Annotated in this window: 25 protein-coding genes and 3 pseudogenes; 14 read left to right on the top strand and 14 right to left on the bottom strand. The window is 69.8% G+C overall.

The window, feature by feature from the left end; translation table 11 throughout:
- Positions 1-100: 100 nt before the first annotated feature.
- Positions 101-619: an HAD family hydrolase gene (locus ACFC1R_RS35945; RefSeq protein ID WP_375945922.1), complete on the top strand. Its 519-nt coding sequence runs from the start codon at positions 101-103 to the stop codon at positions 617-619.
- 271 nt (positions 620-890) lie between these two features.
- On the opposite strand, the pseudogene ACFC1R_RS35950 reads toward ACFC1R_RS35945, so the two are convergent.
- Positions 891-1,349, bottom strand: a pseudogene (locus tag ACFC1R_RS35950) (SRPBCC family protein); the annotation flags it as partial.
- A 309-nt stretch (positions 1,350-1,658) separates the two neighbouring features.
- On the opposite strand from ACFC1R_RS35950, the gene ACFC1R_RS35955 reads away from it, so the two are divergent.
- Both ACFC1R_RS35955 and ACFC1R_RS35960 read left to right on the top strand, forming a co-directional pair.
- Positions 1,659-1,868: a hypothetical protein gene (locus ACFC1R_RS35955; RefSeq protein ID WP_375945923.1), complete on the top strand. Its 210-nt coding sequence runs from the start codon at positions 1,659-1,661 to the stop codon at positions 1,866-1,868.
- Between the two features lie 147 nt (positions 1,869-2,015).
- Positions 2,016-2,305, top strand: a pseudogene (locus ACFC1R_RS35960) (alcohol dehydrogenase catalytic domain-containing protein); the annotation flags it as partial.
- 978 nt (positions 2,306-3,283) lie between these two features.
- Here the strand turns inward: ACFC1R_RS35960 and ACFC1R_RS35965 are convergent.
- Positions 3,284-4,096, bottom strand: coding sequence for a TrmB family transcriptional regulator (locus ACFC1R_RS35965; RefSeq protein WP_375945924.1), 813 nt, complete (start codon positions 4,094-4,096; stop codon positions 3,284-3,286).
- A gap of 88 nt (positions 4,097-4,184) precedes the next feature.
- On the opposite strand from ACFC1R_RS35965, the gene ACFC1R_RS35970 reads away from it, so the two are divergent.
- The 4 genes from ACFC1R_RS35970 (at position 4,185) to ACFC1R_RS35985 (ending at position 7,130) form a co-directional block, all read left to right on the top strand.
- Entirely contained in the window at positions 4,185-4,550 is a 366-nt protein-coding gene (locus ACFC1R_RS35970) for a RidA family protein (protein ID WP_375945925.1), read from the top strand.
- The gene (locus tag ACFC1R_RS35975; RefSeq protein ID WP_375945926.1) at positions 4,547-5,725 is read left to right on the top strand and encodes an MFS transporter; all 1,179 of its coding nucleotides are present in this window, start codon (positions 4,547-4,549) and stop codon (positions 5,723-5,725) included. The genes ACFC1R_RS35970 and ACFC1R_RS35975 overlap by 4 nt, the downstream gene beginning before the upstream one ends.
- Entirely contained in the window at positions 5,722-6,723 is a 1,002-nt protein-coding gene (locus ACFC1R_RS35980) for an IS481 family transposase (RefSeq protein WP_375945927.1), read from the top strand. Before ACFC1R_RS35975 ends, ACFC1R_RS35980 begins: the two co-directional genes overlap by 4 nt.
- A gap of 83 nt (positions 6,724-6,806) precedes the next feature.
- Entirely contained in the window at positions 6,807-7,130 is a 324-nt protein-coding gene (locus tag ACFC1R_RS35985; RefSeq protein ID WP_375945928.1) for a hypothetical protein, read from the top strand.
- Positions 7,131-7,356: 226 nt separating this feature from the next.
- Here ACFC1R_RS35985 and ACFC1R_RS35990 read toward each other — a convergent pair whose 3' ends face one another.
- The 4 genes from ACFC1R_RS35990 to ACFC1R_RS36005 form a co-directional block, all read right to left on the bottom strand.
- Positions 7,357-7,623, bottom strand: a complete 267-nt coding sequence (locus ACFC1R_RS35990) for a hypothetical protein (RefSeq protein WP_375945929.1) — start codon at positions 7,621-7,623, stop codon at positions 7,357-7,359.
- A 245-nt stretch (positions 7,624-7,868) separates the two neighbouring features.
- A complete protein-coding gene (locus ACFC1R_RS35995; RefSeq protein ID WP_375945930.1) occupies positions 7,869-8,144 on the bottom strand; it encodes an isoamylase early set domain-containing protein in 276 nt (91 codons plus the stop codon).
- A gap of 612 nt (positions 8,145-8,756) precedes the next feature.
- Positions 8,757-9,002, bottom strand: coding sequence for a hypothetical protein (locus ACFC1R_RS36000; RefSeq protein ID WP_375945931.1), 246 nt, complete (start codon positions 9,000-9,002; stop codon positions 8,757-8,759).
- Positions 9,003-9,061: 59 nt separating this feature from the next.
- Complete coding sequence (locus tag ACFC1R_RS36005; protein ID WP_375945932.1) at positions 9,062-10,597, bottom strand: CHAD domain-containing protein; 1,536 nt, start codon at positions 10,595-10,597, stop codon at positions 9,062-9,064.
- A gap of 283 nt (positions 10,598-10,880) precedes the next feature.
- On the opposite strand from ACFC1R_RS36005, the gene ACFC1R_RS36010 reads away from it, so the two are divergent.
- Positions 10,881-12,089, top strand: coding sequence for an IS110 family transposase (locus ACFC1R_RS36010; RefSeq protein ID WP_375945933.1), 1,209 nt, complete (start codon positions 10,881-10,883; stop codon positions 12,087-12,089).
- A 27-nt stretch (positions 12,090-12,116) separates the two neighbouring features.
- Here ACFC1R_RS36010 and ACFC1R_RS36015 read toward each other — a convergent pair whose 3' ends face one another.
- From ACFC1R_RS36015 to ACFC1R_RS36030, 4 genes are all read right to left on the bottom strand, one after another.
- Positions 12,117-12,404 (bottom strand): hypothetical protein, encoded by a 288-nt coding sequence (locus ACFC1R_RS36015; protein ID WP_375945934.1) that lies wholly within the window; start codon positions 12,402-12,404, stop codon positions 12,117-12,119.
- A 403-nt stretch (positions 12,405-12,807) separates the two neighbouring features.
- A complete protein-coding gene (locus ACFC1R_RS36020) occupies positions 12,808-13,176 on the bottom strand; it encodes a hypothetical protein (protein WP_375945935.1) in 369 nt (122 codons plus the stop codon).
- Complete coding sequence (locus ACFC1R_RS36025; protein WP_375945936.1) at positions 13,173-13,823, bottom strand: hypothetical protein; 651 nt, start codon at positions 13,821-13,823, stop codon at positions 13,173-13,175. Before ACFC1R_RS36025 ends, ACFC1R_RS36020 begins: the two co-directional genes overlap by 4 nt.
- The gene (locus tag ACFC1R_RS36030) at positions 13,814-14,338 is read right to left on the bottom strand and encodes an RNA polymerase sigma factor (protein WP_375945945.1); all 525 of its coding nucleotides are present in this window, start codon (positions 14,336-14,338) and stop codon (positions 13,814-13,816) included. Before ACFC1R_RS36030 ends, ACFC1R_RS36025 begins: the two co-directional genes overlap by 10 nt.
- A 305-nt stretch (positions 14,339-14,643) precedes the next feature.
- On the opposite strand from ACFC1R_RS36030, the gene ACFC1R_RS36035 reads away from it, so the two are divergent.
- The 6 genes from ACFC1R_RS36035 to ACFC1R_RS36060 all read left to right on the top strand — a co-directional run bounded on the left by ACFC1R_RS36035 (position 14,644) and on the right by ACFC1R_RS36060 (position 17,760).
- The gene (locus ACFC1R_RS36035; RefSeq protein WP_375945937.1) at positions 14,644-15,135 is read left to right on the top strand and encodes an Asp23/Gls24 family envelope stress response protein; all 492 of its coding nucleotides are present in this window, start codon (positions 14,644-14,646) and stop codon (positions 15,133-15,135) included.
- An 81-nt stretch (positions 15,136-15,216) separates the two neighbouring features.
- Positions 15,217-15,405: a hypothetical protein gene (locus ACFC1R_RS36040; RefSeq protein ID WP_375945938.1), complete on the top strand. Its 189-nt coding sequence runs from the start codon at positions 15,217-15,219 to the stop codon at positions 15,403-15,405.
- On the top strand, positions 15,402-15,767 hold the full coding sequence (locus ACFC1R_RS36045) for a hypothetical protein (protein ID WP_375945939.1): 366 nt from the start codon (positions 15,402-15,404) through the stop codon (positions 15,765-15,767). The genes ACFC1R_RS36040 and ACFC1R_RS36045 overlap by 4 nt, the downstream gene beginning before the upstream one ends.
- 238 nt (positions 15,768-16,005) lie before the next feature.
- Positions 16,006-16,521, top strand: a complete 516-nt coding sequence (locus tag ACFC1R_RS36050; RefSeq protein ID WP_375945940.1) for a DUF6286 domain-containing protein — start codon at positions 16,006-16,008, stop codon at positions 16,519-16,521.
- The gene (locus ACFC1R_RS36055; protein ID WP_375945941.1) at positions 16,518-17,117 is read left to right on the top strand and encodes an alkaline shock response membrane anchor protein AmaP; all 600 of its coding nucleotides are present in this window, start codon (positions 16,518-16,520) and stop codon (positions 17,115-17,117) included. Before ACFC1R_RS36050 ends, ACFC1R_RS36055 begins: the two co-directional genes overlap by 4 nt.
- A 424-nt stretch (positions 17,118-17,541) precedes the next feature.
- Positions 17,542-17,760: a histone-like nucleoid-structuring protein Lsr2 gene (locus tag ACFC1R_RS36060; RefSeq protein WP_375945946.1), complete on the top strand. Its 219-nt coding sequence runs from the start codon at positions 17,542-17,544 to the stop codon at positions 17,758-17,760.
- 441 nt (positions 17,761-18,201) lie between these two features.
- Here ACFC1R_RS36060 and ACFC1R_RS36065 read toward each other — a convergent pair.
- The 4 genes and pseudogenes from ACFC1R_RS36065 to ACFC1R_RS36080 all read right to left on the bottom strand — a co-directional run.
- Positions 18,202-18,390: pseudogene (locus ACFC1R_RS36065) on the bottom strand (helix-turn-helix domain-containing protein); the annotation flags it as partial.
- Between the two features lie 234 nt (positions 18,391-18,624).
- A complete protein-coding gene (locus ACFC1R_RS36070) occupies positions 18,625-19,185 on the bottom strand; it encodes a hemerythrin domain-containing protein (RefSeq protein WP_375945942.1) in 561 nt (186 codons plus the stop codon).
- Between the two features lie 122 nt (positions 19,186-19,307).
- Entirely contained in the window at positions 19,308-19,718 is a 411-nt protein-coding gene (locus ACFC1R_RS36075) for a hypothetical protein (protein WP_375945943.1), read from the bottom strand.
- Positions 19,719-20,433: 715 nt separating this feature from the next.
- Positions 20,434-21,618: FAD-dependent monooxygenase (locus ACFC1R_RS36080; protein ID WP_375945944.1), on the bottom strand; the 1,185-nt coding region annotated here is incomplete at its 5' end.

Genomic DNA, 21,618 nt, shown 5'->3' on the forward strand with positions numbered 1-21,618 from the left:
CCAGGCCCGCTTCGAACACTCCTTATGCCGCATGCCGGTCGAACACGGCATCGCCCACCTGAATAGTTGACCAGCACTTTCGCAACAGGCCCTAGATCACGTGCTCGGCGAGGAGCGTGACCGTGGGCAGGAGGGTGACATCAGCTCCGCCCACCAGGCCCTGTACGCCCGGTTCTGGCCCGGCCTGCGGGCCTTCGCCGGCGCGGCCGACCTGTTGCGCGCGGTAGCTGCCCTGGGCTGGACGGTCGTCCTGGCCAGCTCGGCCTCCGGCCGCGACCTCCAGATGATGCGCCGCATCCTGGACGCGGACGACGCGGTCACCACCGCGACCAGTGCGGACGACGTCGAAGCCGGCAAGCCCGCGCCCGACCTGGTACGGGCCGCGCTGGACAAGGCGGGTGCCCGCGCGGAGGAGGCCGTCTTCATCGGGGACACGGTGTGGGACGTCCAGTCCGCGGCGACGGCCGGGGTCCCGTGCATCGCTGTGCTCTCCGGCGGATGGAGTGAGCTCAACCTGCGGGCCGCAGGAGCCGTGGAGGTGCGCGAGGACGCCGCCACCCTGCTGACCGGGCTGGCGCACAGCTCGCTCGGGCACCCGCCAACCGAGCGCGCCGCGTAAGCGGCGGCCCCTGCTTCGGTGGAACTCCCGTCCGTCAACCCGCACTTCAGGGTCGGCCGGCTGGGATGGGTTCCCCAGCTTCCCGGGCGTCGGCGCTCCGCAGTCCGGAGTGCCAGCACCAGGGAAGCCAGGGTGGTCAGCCGTGCCGCATGTCGTCCGGGTCCGCGGGCAGGGGCGGTGCGCCCTCTGCGGTCATCCGGTCCTCGGGCCGCTCACGCACCGGCGCGTCGCCGCGACCGGCCGCCCCTCCGGCCACGGGGGCGGACGAGCTGTCGCCCGGTGCCAGGCGGCCGCGCCACCCACCGCTCTCGCGGCCCTGTCCCTCGATGAACCCCTTGAACCGCTTCAGGTCGCCCTTGACCTGCCGGTCCAGGACACCGAGCAGGTCGCCGACCTTCTCGGCCATGCCATGCGGCTCGAAGTCCATGGCCAGGCTCACCCGGGTGTGGGAGTCGTCGAGGCGTCTGAACGTCACGGTTCCCATCTGCTTGACGTCACCGCCCACCGTCCGCCAGGAGATCCGCTCGTCGGGGAGCTGGTCGACGATCTCGGTGTCGAACTCACGGCTGGTCCCGGCAACCTTCGTCGTCCAATGGCAGTGCCGGTCGTCCGTCTGACGGACCTCCTCCACGCCGTCCATGAAGCGCGGGAAGTCCTCGAACTGCGTCCATTGGTTGTAGGCGCTGTGCAGCGGGACGTCCACGTCGATGGACTCCTTCACCTTGCTCACGACAGTCTCCTTCCGATTCGGCAGGCCGGACGTTCCGTACCATCAGCGCGTCTGCCCTCCCCTCGGGCATCCAATCGGGCTGCCCCGTACCTGCGCTGCTGGTCGGGCCCGATCCGAGACGACGCCGTACGGCTCACGCACCTCCCGGGTCTGTCGGCGCTGCCGCCGGACACGGCAGCCCCGGCAGAGGCCCGGACGGATCGTCCACGCTGACCGGCCGGTTCCCGGCACACCAAGTCGGCTGGCCGTTTGGCATCCGCACGCACGGGCAGGCGCGGCCAACATCCGAAGAGAAGGAGCGGACAAGCCATGAACGACATCCCTCAGGGCGGGTCCGGTGGAGTGCCTGGCCAACACGACAGCGATGGCGATCACCAGCAGACGCCGGACAAGCAGGAGCAGGGTGTGAAGACCGTCCGCGCCGGCGCGCCCGTGGCCGAGCAAAAGACCGACGGAACGAAAGCCGACCGTGACAGTGCCGATCAGGATCAGGCCGCGGCGGATCGAACCGATGAGTGACGCACGCTCGTAGCCGCAGACCGTGGTCGGGCCCCGGCAGCCACCACGGTTCCGAGCGCGATGCTGCCCGTTTCGCCACCAGCAGCGCGGACACACGCAGCACCGAGGAAGTCCGAGAGCCGGGGGGGACATGCCCAAGGAGTGGCAATGAAGGCCCTGACCTGGCACGGCAAGCGGGACGTCCGGATCGACTCGGTGCCCGATCCCTCGATCAAGGACCCCACCGACGTCGTCATCGAAAGTCACGACGACCGGACTGTGCGGGTCGGGCCTCCACCTGTACGAGGCCCTCGGCGCGTTCCCCGAGGTCGGCGACATCCTCGGACACGAGCCGATGGGCGTGGTCAGGGAGTCCGTCCCGCCGTCACAGCGCTCCGGCCCGGTGACCGGGTGGTGGTGCCCTCAACATCTCCTGCTACACCTGCGGACAGGGACTGCACTTGCCAACGGCTGCCCAGGGCCAGGGAACACAAACAGCCCTCCCCCATGGTCACACCCAACGCTGCCCTGCATGCGGGAGACCGTCCGGGTCCTGTCCGAGGGCTGGCCCTGGCCTGTCAGCTGGCAGGCGAGGTGGGCATAGACCCCGGCTCCCGGCACTCCGTCGGCAGTGGAGCTGGTGAGCTCGTGCGGCGCCGAGCGGGCGAGTTGGCAGCGCCTCGGCGACGGCGACGCCGTCTGGCAGGGCACAGCGAACCAGGGGGTAGAGGTAGGAACCTCTGCCACCGAGTGAATTACGGAGCCTGTCTGTTTTCTGCCGGCGACTGCGGCTCCTCCTCGTCCTGCGAATCGTCGGCCTTGGCTCGAACGTCCTCCGGGGTAGGAGCCACGGTTCTCCGTTCCTCCGCGGACTGCTCCCGCACCTGCTCCTCGCCTCGCGCCGTGTCCTCGTCGGGGGTACTCATCGCGTCATCCTCTCGCAGCCCCGTGTCTCCCAGGCGGATGAGACACGGCGCGGCTGCCTTGCTTCCTAGGTCTCACGCTTCCTTGCTCTCACGCCCTCGACCGAGGTGCAAGCCGGGCATCCCGCGAACGGGGCGCCGATGATCACAGCTCCGACGATGGAGCGAATCGGCCGGGCTGGACGGTCGATGATCCTCGACGGCAATCCGCACGCTCTCCAGCACGGCGTCGGCGGCGGCCGGGACGAGCATGCGGGCCCGAACACCGCTGCAAAGCATCAGCGGTCAACGGGACATGCGCAAGAAGGTCATCGCTCCGACGTGGCGCGGACTCTGGGGCAGGTTGCCGGCCCGGCTCCGCCGCCCCCGCAAGGCGCCTATCCGGAAGCCCAGCCGCCACCATGCGCTCGACCGGAACAGCCGGACCATCGCCGATCGGGAACAGCTAGTTGTTGCTGGCCATGACGTTGTTGACGCTGAGCAGGGCTGGCAGCCGAGTGCGCGGAGCCGTTCTTACGGCGTGACCGTGCGGTTCATCGCCTGCATGTTGGGTGTGGTGAGCAGTTCGTTGTAGGCGGCGGGGCTCATGGCGTTGATCATGAGGCGTCCGGAAACATCGGCTTTGACGTACTCGATCGCCAGCAGTGCGATGACCGGGTTGGTGGTGAGGGTGGCCTGGTCCGGGGTGCAGTCGCCGAACTCGGCCACGACGGCATCGTTGTCGTCTGCCACGACGACGGCGAGGCGGCGGCCGGAGAGACGCAGGCGCGCGCTCGCACCGCATTCGGCCATGTCGTAGGTGTGTGGCCCGGTCAGGGTGCGAGTGCCGTAGATCGCGACGTGGGTCTCGATGCCGCGGCCGGACGCTGCCTCGAGGAGCGGACCGAGTTGGTCGAGCTCGTCGTCCCAGACGCCGGCGAACACCGTGCGCTTGGCTTGCTCGATGGTGCGCGCAAAAGCTTGCACGATGGCATGGCTGCCGCTGAGCGACCAGACCAGTCCGGGTTCCTGTTCGTTCGGTAGCTGGTCGAGGGCGGTTTCGGCTGCGGCGAGGTCGGCGTCGAAGCGTTCACGCAGCTCTTTCAGCAGCGCGGTGTGCGGGATGGCGGTGTAGCGCACGGGCTCGGAGCGGTTGACGAGGACGGTCCCGCGGACTTCGAGCCGGGAGAGGGTTTCGTACACCTTGGACGGCGGCATGCCGGCCCGCCGTCCAACCTCGGCTCCGGTGAGGGCGGCCTGCCCGACGAGGGCGGCGTATGCCTGCGCTTCGTACTGGGTGAAGCCCAGGCGGGTGAGTGAGGCGACGAGTTCGCTGGCGGCCGGCATGGCATGGATTCTACCAACTTGCGCATCGACTAACTACCAGGGTAGTAGTTAGACCCAACTTACTACCCGAGTAGTTGGAGATGTTCAGATGCGCAAGCTGGTCAGCACGGGATCACCGTGGGAGTCGAAGGTCGGATACTCGCGTGCCGTGGTCGTAGGGGATGCGATCTTCATCTCCGGCACCGCCGGAGAAGGCGAGGACGTCTACGCGCAGACGCGTGATGCCCTCGCCACGATCGAGAAGGTTCTCATCGAGAACGGCTTCGCTCTGGCGGATGTCGTCCAGAGCCGCCTGGTGGTGGCGGACTTCGAGCACTGGGGGGACGCCGCCCGCGCCCACGGCGAGGTCTACGGCGAGATCCGGCCCGCATTCTCCCTCGTGCATGCCCTGCCGTTCGTGGAAGGCAGGATCCTCGTGGAGGTCGAGGCTGTGGCTGTGCGGGCATCGGCGTGACCGAGCAGACTGCCGACGCGCAGCTGTCGGGCACCGCGGTGGCGGTGCTCGCAGCCGCCGCCGGCGGCGCGATCGCCAACGACTACGTCCTGCAACCGGCGCTTGCGCAGATCGCCATGGACTTCCGTGCCCCGCTCAGCCTGATCACGATCGTGGCCTCAGCCGCCATGGCCGGCTACCTCATCGGCCTGGCCCTCCTGGTGCCGCTGGCCGACCGAATCAGCCCCCGCGCCCTCATAGGAACGCAGCTGCTCGCCTTGTCGGCCGCCCTGGCCCTGGCGGCTGCCGCGCCGAACCCGAGCGTGCTGATCGGATGCTTCGTCCTCGTCGGCGCGCTGACCACCGTGGCCGCCCAGTCCAGTGCGGTCGTGGGCAAGCACTCCCATCCCACACGGCGCGGGGCACGCATGGGCGTCGTCTCAGCCGGAATCTCGGCCGGCATCCTGCTCAGCCGCTTCGCCGGCGGCCTGCTCACCGACTGGATCGGCTGGCGCGGCGCCCTTCTCACCTTCTCCGCATTGGTCGCAGCATCAGCCGTGGCCGTCATCCCGCTCTTGCCCACCGCACCGCCACACCGCCACGCGAGCTACCTCGCTTCCCTCCGGACACTGCCAGCCCTGCTGCGCACCTTCCCAAAGCTGCGCCGAGCGACCGCCGCCGGCATGCTCTGGTTCTTCGCCTTCAACCTCATCTGGGTCGGGCTCGCCCTCCACCTCGCCCAGCCGCCATTCGGCCTCAGTGCCGCCATGATCGGGCTCTACAGCCTTGCCGGCATCCTGGGTCTGATCGTCACCCGCCTCGCCGGGCGCCTCACCGATCGTTTCGGCAACCGCGCCGTCGTCATCACGGGGCTGGCGGTCGCGGCGGTATCAGCGCTCGCGCTCACCTTCACGCTCGGCAGCCCCGTCTTCACCGCGGCCGCCCTCGCTTTCTTCGACGCCGGGTGCTTCGCCGCCCAAGTCGCCAACCAAGCCGGAATCGTCGCGATCGACCCGAGCCGCTCCGGCACTCTCAACGCCACCTACCTCACCCTGTACTACGCCGCAGGCGCGATCGGCACCGCCACCGCGGGAAGCGTCGTGACCGCCCTCGGCTGGCCTGCCCTCACACTGCTCGCGATGGCAGCGGCCGCGATCGCCGCATGCCTCGCTGTGCCCCGAGCCCGGATACGATGACGCACCGCAACGCACCCCTGACCCCGGAAGGCCGCAAACGGCTCATCGAGCGCTGCCGCACCCGCCCGATCGCGCACGTCGCAGCCGAGATGGGCATCTCCCGCGCGACCGCCTCGAAATGGGTGAACCGCTACCGCCGATACGGCGAGCTCGGCCTTGCGGATCGCTCCTCTGCCCCAGGTCGGCAACCGACGGCCACGCCCGGAAGACTCGTGGAGCGGATCGAGTCCACGAGACGCGAGCACAAATGGCCAGCATCCCGTATCGCTTTCGAACTCGAACAAGCCGGCACCCCGGTCAGCCGCCGCACCGTCACCCGGCTGCTCGCACAGCTCGGCCTGAACCAGCGGAAGTTCATCGACCCCAATGGCGAGACGAACCGCGAACCGCAGCGCATCACTGCGGAGCGGCCGGGCCACATGGTCCATATCGACGTGAAGAAGGTCGGCCGTATCCCCGACGGTGGCGGCTGGCGTGTACACGGAAAGGGTGGCGAGCAGGCCAAAGCGGTAGACCGCACCAAGAAACGCGGCACGAGAACCGGATACGTGTTCCTGCACTCCGCAATCGACGGCTATTCGAGACTCGCCCACACCGAAGCACTCCCTGACGAGAAAGCGGCAACGGCAGTCGAGTTCCTCGACCGTGCCCGGACATGGTTCGCTGACCACGGCATCACGACGATCGAGCGGATCGTGACCGACAACGGCGCCTGCTACCGCGCCCACGCCTTCCGCGACGCGATGGCCGGGAGCCGCCACCAGCGCATCACCCCGTACACACCACGCCACAACGGCAAAGTCGAACGCTACAACCGTATCCTCGCCGAAGAGTTCCTCTACGCCCGCACCTGGCACTCAGAACAAGAGCGCGCCGACGCTCTGGCGACCTGGAACCGGCACTACAACTACCACCGACCCCACGGAGCGCACGGCGGACGACCGCCCGCATCACGAACCCCAGCACGCGTCAACAACGTCCTGGCCTCATACAGCTAGTGCCGCATCAGACAACGTTCGCCCCGTTCGCTCCGTGCGTCTGATCGGTGCCCTTCGTCGGGTTGATCGGGCAGGATGTTCGCATGGAGACATGGCGGATTGAGGCATTGATCAAGCTCGTGCTGGATCCTGCAGCGCGTGAGGATGAGCGGGTGGACGCCGCCATGTACCTGTGCGAGAGCGATGACCCTCGTGTCCGTGCGGCACTGGTTCAAGTCTGCTGCGACCAGGGGGCCGGGTACTCGCTGACTGCGGCCTGTACGGGTGAGTCCCTGGGGGAGATCGCCGCACGGACCGCCCCGCTCACGGCGGAGGAACTGGCGCTCTTCCGTGGAGAAGCGCTGAGGGAGTACCGCACCTCGTACGAGCAGTTCATCGGCGTCGGCAATGGCGCGGTCGTGGGCTGAACCCTGCTCGGTGCCCATCCGGGTGAGCACCCGTCAAGCTGATCGCGTGGCCGAACGAGTACGCGTGCGCACGATCGATGACGACGAGGGACGACGGTTGCTGCGGATTGTCCGCAGCAACCGCCCGCCCTCGCCATCATCAACCTCACGGACCCTTACTCGTTCTGCCCTGCACCAACAGCCTCGCGTCAGGAGCGGACGGGGACAGGAGAGCCTTCGGTGTGCGCTACCCGGCGTGGCGCCGCCGTAGCTCCTCCAGCCACTCTCGTACCTGCTCGTCGTCGTGCAGGTACGGTTCCTCGGGCCCCGGCCGCAAATCGATCCCGTGGAGGCGCTCCAGCGCCCACAGCGACAGGTCGTCCCATTCCAATTCGTCATCGAGGAACCAACGCCCGGCCCACCGGTCGGCTGCATCCCGGCTTACGCGTCCGTCGGCCACAGCAGAGAACCACAACTCGATCTCGTCCAGGTCTGGCTGATCTTTTCCGCTCACGGCCTCACCGTATCCAGGCCAGGGCAAAGGTTGTCTGACGCGGCACTAGTACTGCTGGATGTCCAGCAGGTACACCAGGCTGCTCCCGATGCCCAGGGCCCGGGTGTAACGCTCCACCACACTGGACAGCTCCGAGGGTGTCCGACGTCCGCCCCCGTCGTGAGGAAGTCCTTTAGAAACCGTCCGGCCTCCGGTTCACCCGGAACCGGGCCGTCACTCGGAACAGGACTGCCGAATCTGGGGTATCAGGTGTTCAGGAAGTTGTTGCGCCCGTCGTGGCCGTCTGCCGCTTCCTCGTCGAACCAGTAGTCGCCGTGCGCGAGGTAGCGGAACCCCACCTGCTGATCCGTCGGCAGAGTGACCTTGACCGCTCGGGAGCCGTCGGGGCGCGGCGCGAGCGGATGGGCGCCGGGCCGCCAGTCGTTGAAGTCGCCGACCACACTGGCCTCGCCGGCCGGATGACCGGCCGGCAGCACGAAAGTGACCTCGGTGCGGTTCTTGCGACGGGTGCGTTCCAGCATGAGTGATCGCTCCTAACAGCGTTTGGGAGTGCATTCAGCCGATCTTCGCGCGCCAGGGCCACCTGCGCGCGCGGTGGCAACCCACTCAGTTGAACTGCCACCCGTCCAGCCCTGCCGTACCGCCTCTCGGCCAACCCCGGTCCACCTCCCGGAGCTCCCGGAGGAACCTCGTCAACGGTGAGCCTCTATACACGCCGAACCGTAGGCTGAGTCAACAGTGGCAGGCCGAGCTCCGGACGGAGGCGGAGCTCCCGGGCGCCGATGGGCGGAACGGGCAGCTCCAAAACTCTCTCGGTGCGGGAACCCGGCCGACGGTGTGGAGAGCACGCGGCCCGGGACGGCCAGGCCGAGCATCCATGGGATTAGAGCGTCAGCACGTGCTCTGCGGGTACGACGATACGGCCGGTGCCGCCCGGCCTCGAAGGGCTTCGGATGCGAGCCGACTTCGGCTCTGCAACCTGGCGGCTGGCCCGGAGACGGACAGTAGTCCACGGCTGAGCCAACTGCCCTTCGGGCTGACGGAGCTGGCGGCCTATCACCCGATTTTCCTGACAACCTGTCCTATATGGTGGTCGGATCGTTGGATCTGTCTGACCTGGGCAACTCCACTGCTCAGGTGCGCTCATCGCCCGACACCTCCCCGGTGGCGCCCGCAGGGGCGACGACGTCGAGCCGTTCGAGCAGGAAGAGGAAGGCCTCGGGCATCGGGCCGCCCTGTGCCTTCGCGCGGACGACGTCCCAGTCGATGCGTTCCCGCAGCGTCCTGGCGATCGGCAGGACCGCACCGAAGTCGCAGTGGTGCTCGGAGAACGCGCCGATCAGGCTGGTGAGAAGGTCGGTGAGCGCGAGCACCGGCATGCGAACCGAGTCGACGGACAATGAGGAAGACGGGCGGAGTGGGCCGGACAGGGTGGGTATCAGTGCGAGAGCCGACGCCAGTGCCGCTGCACCGTAGCCAACTGCTCCCCCGCCGAGCGGCGCTGGAGCGCGTAGAGCATGCCGTACCCGAAGGTGGCCTCACCCGCGCGGGTGGCGGCCGCCGCCACCGGCAGCAGGGCTTGTTCGGCGACGACCCCGTCCTGATGCACACCCAGCGCCTTCTGGATCTTCTTCATCCGTTTGCCGCAGCGACGACCGGTGGCGCCGAGGAGCGTCGACAGGCTTTCCGCTGTGTAGCGGGCCCGTTTGGCTGCTTTGCGGGCGCGGTGGAGCGCCCGGTCGCGGTCGGCACCGGCCGGAAGGTCCAGCGCGGCGCGCAGTCGGCGGCCCGTCCGCCGGCGTTCGCGTCGCAGTACCCGGCGGCCCTGCGACGCGCCCCGGTCCGCGCGGGCGCTCAGCGGGGGCGCGGTGTCGAGATCGTCCAGAGCATCGAGCAGCGCGTAGTAGCGGTGCCCGCCCATCGCGTGGACGGCAGCTCGGTGTGCGTAGGCGTACCGGTGGTCGAACCACGCGTGGAGCCGGTCGGCGACCTCGGCGGGATGCGCGGCGGGCGGCAGCGCGGCGGCCTGCGCGCCAAGGCGGCGGCCCAGCACCTCGGCGTCACGGGCGTGTCCTAGAACCTGGCCGAGCCAGCGGAGTTCCTCGGCGAGAGGATCGACGGTCTCCCGCTCCAGCAGACAGCGGTGCGCGGTGAGCGCGCTGCGCAGCCGGCGGACGCTCACCCTCATCCGGTGCACCGCGTCGGGTTCGTCAAGGCGCACGGACGGATCGAGTTCCCGCAGTTTCGCGGCCTGCTCGCGCAGATAGCAGGCCAGCGCTTCACCGGCGGAGCCCGCAGCCGGCTCGCTTGAGTGCGGGGGCGGCGGCAGACGGTCGGCGAGCGCGCGGGCGAGCTTCGAGGTGGTCGCAGACCGGTGAAGTCCCTGCTCGCGCAGTCTGTGGTCGACGGCGTCGAGCAGGCCGTGCCCTCCCTCGAGCAGTTCCACCTCGGTCTCGGTCCAGGTGACCAGCTCGGCGAGTGTCCCGTCGGGGCCGCTCGCGGCCACCGGACCCGGGAGCCGGGCCGCGTCAAGGATCTGCGCGGACACCTCGTCGCGGACGAGCTCGGCCAGGGTGTGACGGTCCCGGTCCAGCAGCAGCGTCCGCTCCCGGCGGGTGCGCAGGTGGGCGACCGGGGCCAGTCGGCCACCCCGGGCGAGGCAGCGTGTGCGGGTGACGAGTTCGTCCGGCACCCGGCGGGCGCTTCCGGCGTCCAGGGGCAGCCGCAGCTCGGTCCGGTGCCCGTCGCGGTGTGGGATTTTGAGGTGCCAGCCAGCGTCGTGCCCTCCGGTCCGACGGCGCAGTGTGATCCCGCCGCGCAGCAGGCGCAACTCGGCCGTGTCGTAGTGGACCGCGTCGAGTGTCTCCGGGCCGCCGGCTGTCGTGCTGGCCACGTCCGGCAACCCGTCGGGGGTGAGTGCCTGGCGCAGAGCCCCGTCGTAGCTGCGCTCGGTCTCCTCGTAGAGGGTTACCATGCAGCTCGCCTGCCCCGGCCGAAGGAGTTCAACCCCGTTACCTTCTTCGTGGCCCTGAAACGGGGCTCCTGGCCTCCGGACCCGGCGTTGCCCCCTGTCGATCGGATGACCTGGGGTGGTGTCACCGGGCCCGGAGCACCGTGTGACCGCTGATGAGAGGCCTGACCGGCACCTGGCCGAGCGCAACGCCCGGCCACCAACGGGTGTCGGGTCTGCGTAACGTGGATGCGCGCGAACGGTGCCAATGGGCGAGGCCGGGACGGCGAACGACCCTCGGGGTTCGATGCTTGACACCAGCGACATCGCGGTCTTCCTCGGCCTGGACGTCGGTAAGGGCGACCACCACGGCCACGGCCTGACCGCTGGCGGCAAAACCGTGCTCGACAAGCGACTGCCCAACAGCGAACCGAAACTGAGGGCTGTCTTCGACAAGCTCACGGCCAAGTTCGGCCGGGTCCTGGTCATCGTCGACCAGCCGGCCTCGATCGGCGCCCTGCCCCTGGCGGTGGCCCGTGACGCCGGATGCGAGGTCGCCTACCTGCCCGGCCTAGCCATGCGCCGCATCGCCGACCTCTACCCCGGCGAGGCCAAGACCGATGCCCGCGACGCCCACGTCATCGCGGACGCCACCCGCACGATGCCCCACACCCTGCGCGCCCTCGAACTCGCCGACGAGACCACCGCCCAGCTCACCGTTCTGACCGGCTTCGACCAGGACCTCGCCGCCGAGGCAACCCGCACCAGCAACCGCCTGCGCGGCCTGCTCACCCAGTTCCACCCCTCCCTGGAGCGCGTCCTCGGCCCTCGTCTGGACCACCCCGCCGTCACCCACCTGCTGGAACGGCACGGCTCCCCGGCAGCCCTGCGCAAGGCCAGCCGCCGAAGACTCGTGACCCTGATACGTCCCAAGGCCCCACGCATGGCCGAGCGCCTGGTCGACCAGATCTTCGACGCGCTGGACGAGCAGACAGTAGTCATCCCCGGCACCGCCACCCTGGACGCGGTCGTGCCCTCCCTGGCCCGCTCGCTCGCCGCTGTCCACGAGCAACGACGCGCCGTCGAAGCCCAGATCGGCGAGCTGCTGGAGGCCCACCCTCTTTGCAAGGTCCTGACCTCGATGCCTGGAGTCGGCGTCAGGACCGCCGCCACCCTGTTGGTCACGGTTGGCGACGGCACCAACTTCCCCACCGCCGCCCACCTGGCCTCCTGCGCCGGCCTCGCGCCGACCACGAAGTCCTCCGGATCCTCCATCCACGGTGAACACGCCCCACGCACCGGCAACCGGCTGCTGAAACGGGCCATGTCCCTCTCGGCGTTCGCCGCCCTGCACGACCCCGCCTCCCGCATCTACTACGACCGACAGCGAGCCCGCGGCAAGACCCACGCCCAAGCGCTCCTCCGCCTCGCCCGGCAACGCATCAGCGTCCTGTTCGCCATGCTCCGAGACGGCACCTTCTACGAAGCCCGCGTCCCCCAGGTGACGGCTGCATGAACCAGCCCACAGGCAGCTCGACTCACATCAACGTCTTGTGTCATCCGTCCACGCCGAGATCTCCCCGGCCCCCCGACGGACAGCTTCTTCCGGGTCCTGGGCGACCTGCCCGCAGACCGCTGCGACGTCCGGCACACCGTCCGGACCCGCGAGCGCGTCACGCACTCCGGTCTGCATCCAGTCGGCCTGGCTGTCATCGGCCCTGGCAACCGCGAGAGCGATGAGCCTCACGGCGGCCACCGTCCCCACTCGGGCCAGGGCCTCTGCCGTCTGTCGAGTCACCGCCGTGTCCTCGACGTCCAGCAGCAGACCCATCAACGCTTCCGCAGCCTCAGGAACATCAGCGCAGGAAGCAAGGTCACGCCCGGCACGAACACGTTGCGACCACGAGGGAGACGAAGCCTCGGCCAAGGCCGCCTCCAACCCACTCACCATCTCTGACACAACCAGACAGTCTCATGCCCCACGAAGAAGATCGAACCCGGATCGAAGCTGCCTCACGCACTTGACGAAGAACATAGAGGCACCCCCGGGGAGCGGCGTCGGACTGCTCGCGTAGCTGGTCAAGGGCAGGCGGGATCGGGGATGCCGCGTCGGTAGGCACGGTCTTCCAGGCAGGTCACGGGGCGTCGAGAACTCCATGATCTTGGAAGCGTGCCTGTCCTGCCTCCAGGGCACCCACCGGCCAACAGATCACCACAGACCGGGCGTCAGCCAACTACGCCGAAGCCCTGCCGCGCGTGGCGGTAGCGGTGACAGTGACCTGGACGATGATGCGATCGACCTGTCGAGTCGGGTTACTGGTCAGGGTAGTTCGTACTCGCTCGCGTACGCGTCGGGCGACGTCCAGGGCACGGTGGCCCGGGTGGAGCATGCAGCGGACCTCGACGCGCCAGCCCGGGGTGGCGGTCAGCCGTTCGACTCGGACTGCGGCGGGCAGATGTGTCGACCGTTCGGTGGGGCGGATGGCGGCGGTGGCTGCGGCCAGGCGGTCGGCGAGGGTGGGCTGCAGCGCGGCCACGCCGGGTTCTGCGAGGGCGGCCTGTGCGGCGTCCCTCTGGATATCGCGCGCTTGTGCAGATGTCATGGCTGTGAGTCCGCCCGTGGCTGCGGGGTGGCGTTACCGGGTGGCGTCGTGAGGTCGGTGATGTGGAGGTCGACGCGGGTGATGACGAGCCCCAGCTCCTCGTCTGCGGCCAACAGGACGGCTTGGCGTACCTGGTCGGCCAGTGCCGGAAGCGGCCAGCCGTGGATTACTGTCAGGGTCATTGTCATGTGGACCGCGGTGCCGTCGCCGGTCGGGACGAGGCGGCAGCTGGCCGCGCGAGCGCCGAGGACAGCATCGGCAGCCCGGCGCAGCACCTTCGCGGCGGCGCTTTCGGTGATCTGGAGGTCCAGGGCGGGATCGTCCAGCGGCAGCAGCCGCCCGAGCCGCATCTCGGCGCGCACTGCTTGCATGACCTGTTCGGTCAGGTGGTGTTGTTCACCGGGCTGTGCTGCGCTGCGCAGGGCGGCGGTGGCCTGTTCGAGGGCAGTGAGTCCTTGCTGCGCTTGTCGGCAGTAGGGGCAGTGGGCGGTGTGCGGGTCTGGCCGGCCGGTGGTGGTGTGTGCCTGTTTCCAGACCTGGTCGAGGGGGCGTCCACAGGCGAGCAGCCGCTCGTGGTCGGGGACCGCGGACTCGTCAAGCGCGGTGGGGGCGCTGTCGGGTGGCTGCGGGTGGTGTTCTAGCGCCATGGGGACATCGCCTCCGCGAGGGAGCGCCGTGCGCGGAAGAGTTTTCCGCGTACAGCCTGTTCACTGGTGCCGGTCACGTGCGCGATCTCGTCGTAGTGCAGGCCGTGCAGTTCCCGTAGGACCCAGCAGGCGCGCTGGCCGGCGCTGAGGCGGGTCAATGCTTGCGTGAGTGCGGCGGTGGCCGCGTTCGCTTCGGCTGTGCGTTCGGGCAGGTCGCCTGAGGTGGGTGTGGCGGGTTCGGGGGCGCTGTCCAGTGGGGCGGTGGGCGGCGGGCGGCTGCGCAGCGCGCTGAGGCAGCGGTTGGTGACGATGCGGTACATCCAGGTGCGGAACGTCGCGTCGCCGCGGAACTCCGGTAGTCGGCGCCAGGCGCTGAGGAAGGATTCCTGGAGGGCGTCCTCGGCGTCGGGTTGGTCGCCCATCAGGTGGCATGCCAGAACGAGAAGGACGCTGCTGTGGCGGCGTACCAGGGCGGCGAAGGCGTCGTCGTCACCTTCCGCGGCGCGGACTGCCAGGACACGGTCGTCCTCCTCCGGCGGCCCCGGAGCCGCGGGCCAGGGGGCTGTGGCCGGGAACGGAGCGGGGTGTGGCGCGGGCGCTGGCCGACGGGAGCGGTTCGCGGGTGCGGTGGGTTCCGGGGTGCGTTCTGCTGCGGTCACGGTAGCCACCGGTGGTGGGCGCGTATTCGCACAAGCCCATTTTCCTCCCGAAAGTAGTGACGTGCGCTGTACCGACGGGCGTGAGGTTCTCGGTCGGCATTCGTCCAATCCTTTGACGGGCTGTGCGACTGCGCCCGCCAAGGCCGATCAGGGAGCTTGTCATGACGGACACTGCAAGCAGCCACCGCGTGGCCCAGAGCCCGGGCCGCCCATCGGAGGACGGCGGCCTGCAGGGGCGGGGCGGCAAGGACCGCGCGCCGCAGGACCGCGGGAAGACGACGATTGCCGACAGTGTGGTGGAGAAGATCGCGGGCATGGCCGCCCGCGAGATCCAGGGCGTCCATGCTCTGGGGGCGGGGATGACGCGAACCCTGGGGGCCATGCGTGACCGTGTACCCGGTGGGCGCCCCAGCGTCTCCCGAGGTGTGACGGTCGAGGTGGGTGAGCGCCAGGCGGCGGTCGATCTCGACATCGTCGTCGAGTACGGAGTCCCGATCACGGACCTGGCCGGCGACATTCGCACCAGCGTCATCTCGGCGGTGGAGCGCATGACGGGCCTGGAGGTCGTCGAGGTGAACGTCGCGGTCGACGACGTCCATCTTCCCGACGAGGACGACGACGAGGGTGACGGCGGCGAGGGCCGCGTCACCTGACACAGCACTCCCGCGCCGATGGGTGTGAGAGGCGAAGAGTCAGGCGTGAGTGCCGTGGCACGAGAGATCAGGTGAGTTGAGATGAGCACAGCGGCGGTGGGCCTGCTGGCGGGTATGGCTCTGGGCTTCGCGGGAGCCTTCGGCGGCTTCTGGGCCTTCCTGCTGGTACTGGTCCTTGGAGTGGCCGGTCTGGTCGCAGGCCGTCTTCTGGAGGGCGATCTGAGCCTCAGGGACTTCGTGCGTCCCCGTTCCGGGGAGCGTGGCCGATGACCCCCGCGGCCGAAAGTGTGCCGGCCCGCGATCGTGGCGCGACGGTGATCCCCGGCAGAGTGGTGGCCCGTATCGCGGCGCGGGCCGGACGTGAGGCCCTGAGCAGCCGAAGCGGAGTGCGTGCTGGCCGGCCGAAGCGGGGCACGGCCCCGAAGGCGTCGGCCGTCGTGCGCGCCGACTCGGCCCGCCTGCGGCTGTCCATCGCACTGCCCTACCCCTTCGATCTCGCCGCCGCTGGCCGTGCGGTGCAGCATCAGGTAGCTCGCCGGGTGAGCCAGCTGACCGGATTGCGTGTCACCGAAGTGACACTCGACATCCGATACCTGGACATCGGCGACAGGGACGACCAGCGGGTCCTCTGATCCTGGGACGACTACAACCCGGAACACAAGGAGGGCTGCCATGACACAGCATCCCCAAGCCCCTTCGGGCCCCCACCGGCCTCACCCGCTACCCACGTTCCCGCCGGTGGCGGCGACCGCGTCGCGACCACGAGCCCCTGCCGCCCCGCTCTCCGCAGGAACCACCACGGACGGACCAGGGTCCGGCCGTACGCCGCCTCGGCGGTGGTGGTCCGAGCGCAGGCTGCCGGCCGTACTCGTGGCCCTGGTAGTGCTGGTAGCCGCCGGGGCACTCCTATTTGACATCATCCGGGTAGGCGCGGGCTACGACGAAGCCGCATGGCGCAGAACGCTCTCCGTCGAGCTCGCCACCCGTCCCGTCAACGATGTCTGGATGCTCACAGGTGCGACGGCCGCCGCCCTCCTAGGCCTTTGGCTGATCATCGTCGCGCTCACGGCGGGTCATCGCCACCTCCTGCCCATGGCCTCGAAAGCCGGTGGACGGAGCCGATTCCAGGCCGCGCTCAAGCGGGACAGCGCGGCGCTGATACTGCGTGACGCCGCCCTGAGCGTCCCAGGCGTCACCCGAGCCAAGATCCAGGTGCGGCACCGCAGAATCAACGCCCTCGCACAGGTGCGCTTCCGAGACCCGGAGAAAGTGAGACACGAGCTGGTCGACACCCTGGACGAGGAACGCGACAGCCTCGGCCTGGCACGCCCGCCCCGGATCTCCGTGTGGGTGCGCCGGCAGCCCCACGACAGGAGGCCGTGGTGAACACCCCATCCCTGCTCAACCGGACACTGCTGGCCCTGGCCGGCCTGGTAATGCTGGGTGGCGGTCTGCTGGTTCTGGCCGGCGGCCTCGGCCTCTACCGGCGCTCGCACCTCCAGCCGCCAGACGGATGGCCCCTGACCACACCGAACGCCGTCCTGCTCACCCCGACGGAGAGAACTCAATGGGTGACGCAGGACTGGTGGTGGCCAGCAGTCATCGCGGCCCTGGCAATCACCGCCCTCCTGGCCCTTTGGTGGTTGCTGGCCCAGTTTCGCCACAGCCCCGGTCACCTGCCCGTCGGGACCCCTCCGACCGAGGGAGTAGAAGTGCGTGCCGACGCTCTGGGTCAGGCGCTGGCCGCCGACGCGTCCAACCTGCCGGGCGTGCGCAACGCACGTTCCAAGATGACCGGCAGCTACCGCCGTCCCCAGGCCCACCTCACCCTGACCCTCGCCCCCCACACCGTCCCCCGGACCGCACTGAGCGCTCTGGAGGACGGGCCCGTACGGCGCGCCCGCCAGGCCACCGGCTGGGAGCAGTTCCCCACCCGAATCACTCTCCAGGTCGCCGCGCACCCACCCCACCGAGCCGAATAGGCCCCCGTGTCAGCGGTCATGCAATTCATTCCTGGGTTCTGGCACAGATTGTGTGGACTCGCCCTGCCGACTCGTGAGGCCTCTGCCAAGTAGGGCCGCTTACCTGCTACTTCGCTGAGCCCGGTACCCTCGCCACCGTCCCGGTCCACCACACGACCTGAGCCAGAACCGCGACTCGTGAATAGAGCTACAGAGCGCGGTAGGTCGCGTCGAGGAGGCCGTCCACAACCCCGTCCAGGTTCATGAGCCCATCGTGGCACCAGGCGGGCCGCCTGCCGGTCCTCTGCTGCCAGGTGTGATTAGGACGACCGTGTGGGCTGCCCTATCGTGACCCGGAAATTGGTCACCCATCGGGAGCAGACCGCCGGTACGCCGCATTCGAATAGCCGTCAGTGACGATCTCGACGGCAGCCCGGCGGAGGAGATCGTCGTCTTCGCGTTGGACGGTGAGCGCTACGAGATCGAGCTCAGCGCCGGGAACGCAGCGGCGCTTCGCCAGGCTCTGGAACCGTTCGTAGCTCGGGCCCGACGAATAAGCGGCCGGATCCCCATCTGGCTCGGCCGGGAGTACGACCAGCACTGCGAGGCACCCGCGCAGGCTGGCTGGGGAGACCCGTGCGGCAGCAGCTTGCCTGTGGATTGATCGTCCCACCCGAAGCCTGCCCGCCCGCAGACGAGCCCGCAACGACGCACTGTCGCATTGCTGCGGTGCGGCGGTGCCGGCGGCTTGGTCACGGCCTGCGGACGCGCCTGCCCATCTCCCCGATCTTGGCGACGCGGTCGGGATCCCGTTCGCGCCACTGCTGTCACCGCTTCTCACGGCCGGCCTTCCAGTGCTCCTGGGTCCGTTGCTCAGCGGCGAGGAGCCGGGCGGGGGGGGTGCCCACTCCTGCCAGGCGATCCACCGGTCCTGGGCGTAGTCGTAGCGGCTCGAACTGAGTCGGCCGCGGCGGGCGGTGGTTTCCAACTGCCGGTAGGTCTCCCCCGCCATGCCGAGTGCCCTGGCCATCGAGGCCCGGCTGCGGCCGGTGAACACCCGCAGGTGTGCCAGCTGCTCGTGCTCGACGGTGCACAGGTCGGCCGGGGTAGTGCCGAGCGTGGCCGCCAGGCGCGGCAGGATCTCGGGCCGGGGGACGCGGGAGCCCGCGAGGTATAGGCTGACTGCCCGCTCGCTCACCGCGACCGCCCGCGCGATCCGGGCCACCGACGCGCCAGCGGCGGTACGTGCAGCACGGAGCTTCGCCGGGTCGAAGCCGTACGGAGTTTCACTCACGTGCAGTTCTTACCCATAGCTGGGCGGTTCGTTCAGGGTGAACGAACCGCCGTCCGCCCTGGCGGGCGAAGATTTGTTCAGGGTGAACGAACCGCCGTAGCGCCGTCGGCGCCGGTCAGGAGCAGCTGGTGCGGGCCGCAAGATGGCCTCGACAGGCTGGCGGCAGGCCCCTTGAGGACCAGGTGCAGCGAAGCGTGGGCGCCGCGGAAGGCGCCGTTCCCATGCGAGGGCGGCTCAGGACTTGCCGCGGCCGGTGACGAAGTCGCGGGCGCGGTCGACCAGGCCGGTGCCGGCGGCGAGGAGCTTGTTGGCGGGCGGGGTGTCGGGGGCGGAGGGGTGGGGGCGGGTGGGCGCCATCTTCTTCGCGGTGCGGATCTTGTCGCCGAGCTCGTCCAGCTGCTGGGGTGAGCAGACGTCGGCCAGGGCGGGGAAGAGGCGGTCCTCCTCGTCGGAGACGTGCTCGCTGACCACCGCGATCACCCGGGCCAGGAGGACGTCGAACCGCGCGTCGCCCACATCCGTGCCTTCGAGGTCCTTGAGCAGCTGCTCGACCTTGGCGTGGTCGGCGAGTTCTTTGTCCGCGAGGGCCGCGCCGTCGGGTACGTGCTCGCGCACCGCCGGGTAGAGGTACTGCTCCTCGGCGACGGAGTGGCGCACCAGCTCGATGGTGAACTCGTCGGCGATCTCGCGTCTCCGCTCGTCGCCGGGCGGCAGTGCCTGGATCTTGTCGAACAGCTCCTCCACCTCGCGGTGGTCGGTGGTCAGTTCCGCGATGACGTTCCCACCGTGTCCCATGTCGTGCGCCCTTCCTCGGTCCTCGTGCGGCGGCGGCCGGGCGACCGCACCGGCCGGGATGCGTTCCCGCACCGGTGGGTGGCGAAAGCGATCACGGCGCCTCTCACCCGCCCGCTGCGGGATCAGGGCCCGGCGGCGCCTGTGAGGGGGACGACCAGCAGGAGCAGTGCGTGGGCGGCGGTGGCGGTGGCGGTGGGGAAGTCGTGATGCCCGTCGAAGGGGCCGGTGACCAGCAGGATGCTGCCGCGGGTGCGGGCGGCCCGTTGCCATTCCTGCCCGGGCCAGGACGGGCCGCGGCCGTGTTCGAACCACGGCCGGCCGTGCAGGGTAATCCGCAGGGCGTCTGCCGCGAGGACGGCGGCCCAGGTGGTGTCGGGCCGGTCCCAGTGGCCGGCCGGGCTCTGGGGGTGCCAGCCGTCCGCGGGCAGGGCACCCGGGTCGTTCGGGTGAGGCAGGACCAGGGCTGGGCGGCCGGCGACGAACGCCGCCCAGGCCGTCGAGGGCCAGCGCCCGGCGCCCGCGCCGCTGTTCACCGGCGGCCTTCGAGCTGGGGGACATGCCCGCCGGCGCGCAGTTCGCGCAGGTCAGGGATGTGGTTGTAGAGGGTGCCGGGGCTGACCCCGAGGAGCTTGGCGATGGAGGTGATCGAGTGCTCCGGTCCGGTGGGGCAGCGGGGTCCGCCGGCACGGTGGGTGTGCTCGCCGGTGAACCCCGTGCCCTCGGTGTGACCGGGTCAGCTCTTGGGCGGCGGCGCCCGTCGCCGTCACGGACCAGGTTCCGACGTGGGTGGCGGCGAAGGTCGAGTTCGTGCCCGCCTGGGTCGCGGCCTGGGTGGCCTGGGCGTCGGCAAGGTTGGCCTCCTGTACTGCCAGGGCCGTCTCCAGGCTGTGGACCTTGCTCTCCAGCTCTGCTGTCTCCACGATCATGTTCCTCACGTAAAACGGCGCCGATCGGTTCGGCGCCGCGTGCGTCATCCGTTCCCCCGTCCCGCCCGCGGCCACGTCCCGGGTCAGGCCATCACTCATTCGTCGTATACCCACCAAGTAGTACCGCCCTGCGGGCAGTCCTCGGTCAAAAGCTCCAGCAGGTAGGCGGTGACCGGCTCGGGTTCGCCGCGTGTCCACGCGTTGAAGGACGTACTTAGCTGCGTAGGTCAGAGCGGAGAGCACTGGATACCGAGGACGGCAGCCCCCAGTGGGGGGCACATCTGCCCGACGGCGGCCCGCGGCAGGCCCGTTACTGTGACGGTCAACGTGACAGTGCCGCCTGTAGAACCGTCACCGGCGGCGCTTCGCCCGCGGCAGCGGAAGTCAGGAAGGTTCGGCGCAGATGCGCCGTCAGGCGTTCCGGTACGACCGGGTGGAAGCGTCCGGAGAGGTGGCCGTCCGGGCGGATCAGGAGGGCCTCGCCGTCACGCGGCGCATAGGCGTCGCGGAACTCGCCCGCCGCGTCGCGTACCCGCGGCGGGCGCAGGCCGACCGGGCGGGCGTCCTGTGGTACCTCTGCGGCGGTGACCAGATAGGCGTCGAGCAAGCCGTGGGCGGCGCGATGCGCCTCGGCGGCGCAGGCCTCGAGCCGGGCGGCGCCGTCGCCCGAGGCGTGCTCCGGGCCCACGAACAGCAGCAGTACGTGCCGCGGGGTGCGCAGCAGGTCGAACAGCCGCCGCGGATAGGCGGCGAGGTCGCTCAGCAGGCCGCGGCAGTCCGGCGCCCGGTCGCCGGCGGCGGGACCGGCCGCGGGTGTGCCATCCGCTGTCTGCGGCTGGATCAACGGGCTGTCCGGGTAGGCGACGAGCAGCTGGGCCTGGCGCCGCAGCATCATCTCGGCGTCGTCCCCGTTGTTGCTGAGGCCGGAGCGGGCATGGCGGGCGGTGCGGGCATGGCGGACGGTGCGGTCGACCACCTCCTGCGCGACCGGGTGGCGTTCGGCGTGATAGCTCTCCAGCACGTCGTCCGTGGCCAGACCGCGGATGGTCAGGGCCAGCTTCCAGGCGAGGTTGTAGGCGTCCTGCACGCCGGTGTTCAGACCCTGCCCGCCGATCGGCGGGTGGATGTGCGCGGCGTCCCCGGCGACGAGGAGGTGGCCGTTGCGGTAGCGGTCCACCAGGCGGTGGCTGATCCGGAAGGTGGACGACCAGCGCAGTGTGGAGGCGGTCGTCGGCTCCGGGGACAGCCGGTCGAGCACGGCCTGGATCTGGACGAGGTCCGGTCTGTGGCCATCCCCCATCCCGTCCGGCGCGCTCGAGCCGTCTTCGCCCCCGGTTTGGGCGCGGGGCCGCAGCATCGACAGCCAGTACCGCCGGACGCCCGGCATCGGAATGCAGACGAGCATGTCGTCGACCGCACCGTTCGCGTCCAGGTTCACGGCCCGCATGCTGTAGCCGGCGGGCAGTTCCCAGTCGAGCTCGACGTCGCCGATCACGTACTGCTCGGG

Origin of the sequence: Kitasatospora sp. NPDC056138 (assembly GCF_042264695.1) — a bacterium.
In the GTDB taxonomy this organism is placed as follows: domain Bacteria; phylum Actinomycetota; class Actinomycetes; order Streptomycetales; family Streptomycetaceae; genus Kitasatospora.

Coding starts and splice junctions, on each gene's coding strand:
- ACFC1R_RS35995 (WP_375945930.1), bottom strand. CDS start 8,144: ATGCTGGAACGCACCCGTCGCAAGAACCGCACCGAGGTCACTTTCGTG.
- ACFC1R_RS35980 (WP_375945927.1), top strand. CDS start 5,722: ATGACGCACCGCAACGCACCCCTGACCCCGGAAGGCCGCAAACGGCTC.
- ACFC1R_RS36025 (WP_375945936.1), bottom strand. CDS start 13,823: ATGGCGCTAGAACACCACCCGCAGCCACCCGACAGCGCCCCCACCGCG.
- ACFC1R_RS35985 (WP_375945928.1), top strand. CDS start 6,807: ATGGAGACATGGCGGATTGAGGCATTGATCAAGCTCGTGCTGGATCCT.
- ACFC1R_RS36010 (WP_375945933.1), top strand. CDS start 10,881: ATGCTTGACACCAGCGACATCGCGGTCTTCCTCGGCCTGGACGTCGGT.
- ACFC1R_RS35965 (WP_375945924.1), bottom strand. CDS start 4,096: ATGCCGGCCGCCAGCGAACTCGTCGCCTCACTCACCCGCCTGGGCTTC.
- ACFC1R_RS36020 (WP_375945935.1), bottom strand. CDS start 13,176: ATGACATCTGCACAAGCGCGCGATATCCAGAGGGACGCCGCACAGGCC.
- ACFC1R_RS36015 (WP_375945934.1), bottom strand. CDS start 12,404: ATGGGTCTGCTGCTGGACGTCGAGGACACGGCGGTGACTCGACAGACG.
- ACFC1R_RS36045 (WP_375945939.1), top strand. CDS start 15,402: ATGACCCCCGCGGCCGAAAGTGTGCCGGCCCGCGATCGTGGCGCGACG.
- ACFC1R_RS36005 (WP_375945932.1), bottom strand. CDS start 10,597: ATGGTAACCCTCTACGAGGAGACCGAGCGCAGCTACGACGGGGCTCTG.
- ACFC1R_RS35955 (WP_375945923.1), top strand. CDS start 1,659: ATGAACGACATCCCTCAGGGCGGGTCCGGTGGAGTGCCTGGCCAACAC.
- ACFC1R_RS36070 (WP_375945942.1), bottom strand. CDS start 19,185: ATGGGACACGGTGGGAACGTCATCGCGGAACTGACCACCGACCACCGC.
- ACFC1R_RS36040 (WP_375945938.1), top strand. CDS start 15,217: ATGAGCACAGCGGCGGTGGGCCTGCTGGCGGGTATGGCTCTGGGCTTC.
- ACFC1R_RS35970 (WP_375945925.1), top strand. CDS start 4,185: ATGCGCAAGCTGGTCAGCACGGGATCACCGTGGGAGTCGAAGGTCGGA.
- ACFC1R_RS36035 (WP_375945937.1), top strand. CDS start 14,644: ATGACGGACACTGCAAGCAGCCACCGCGTGGCCCAGAGCCCGGGCCGC.
- ACFC1R_RS36000 (WP_375945931.1), bottom strand. CDS start 9,002: ATGCCGGTGCTCGCGCTCACCGACCTTCTCACCAGCCTGATCGGCGCG.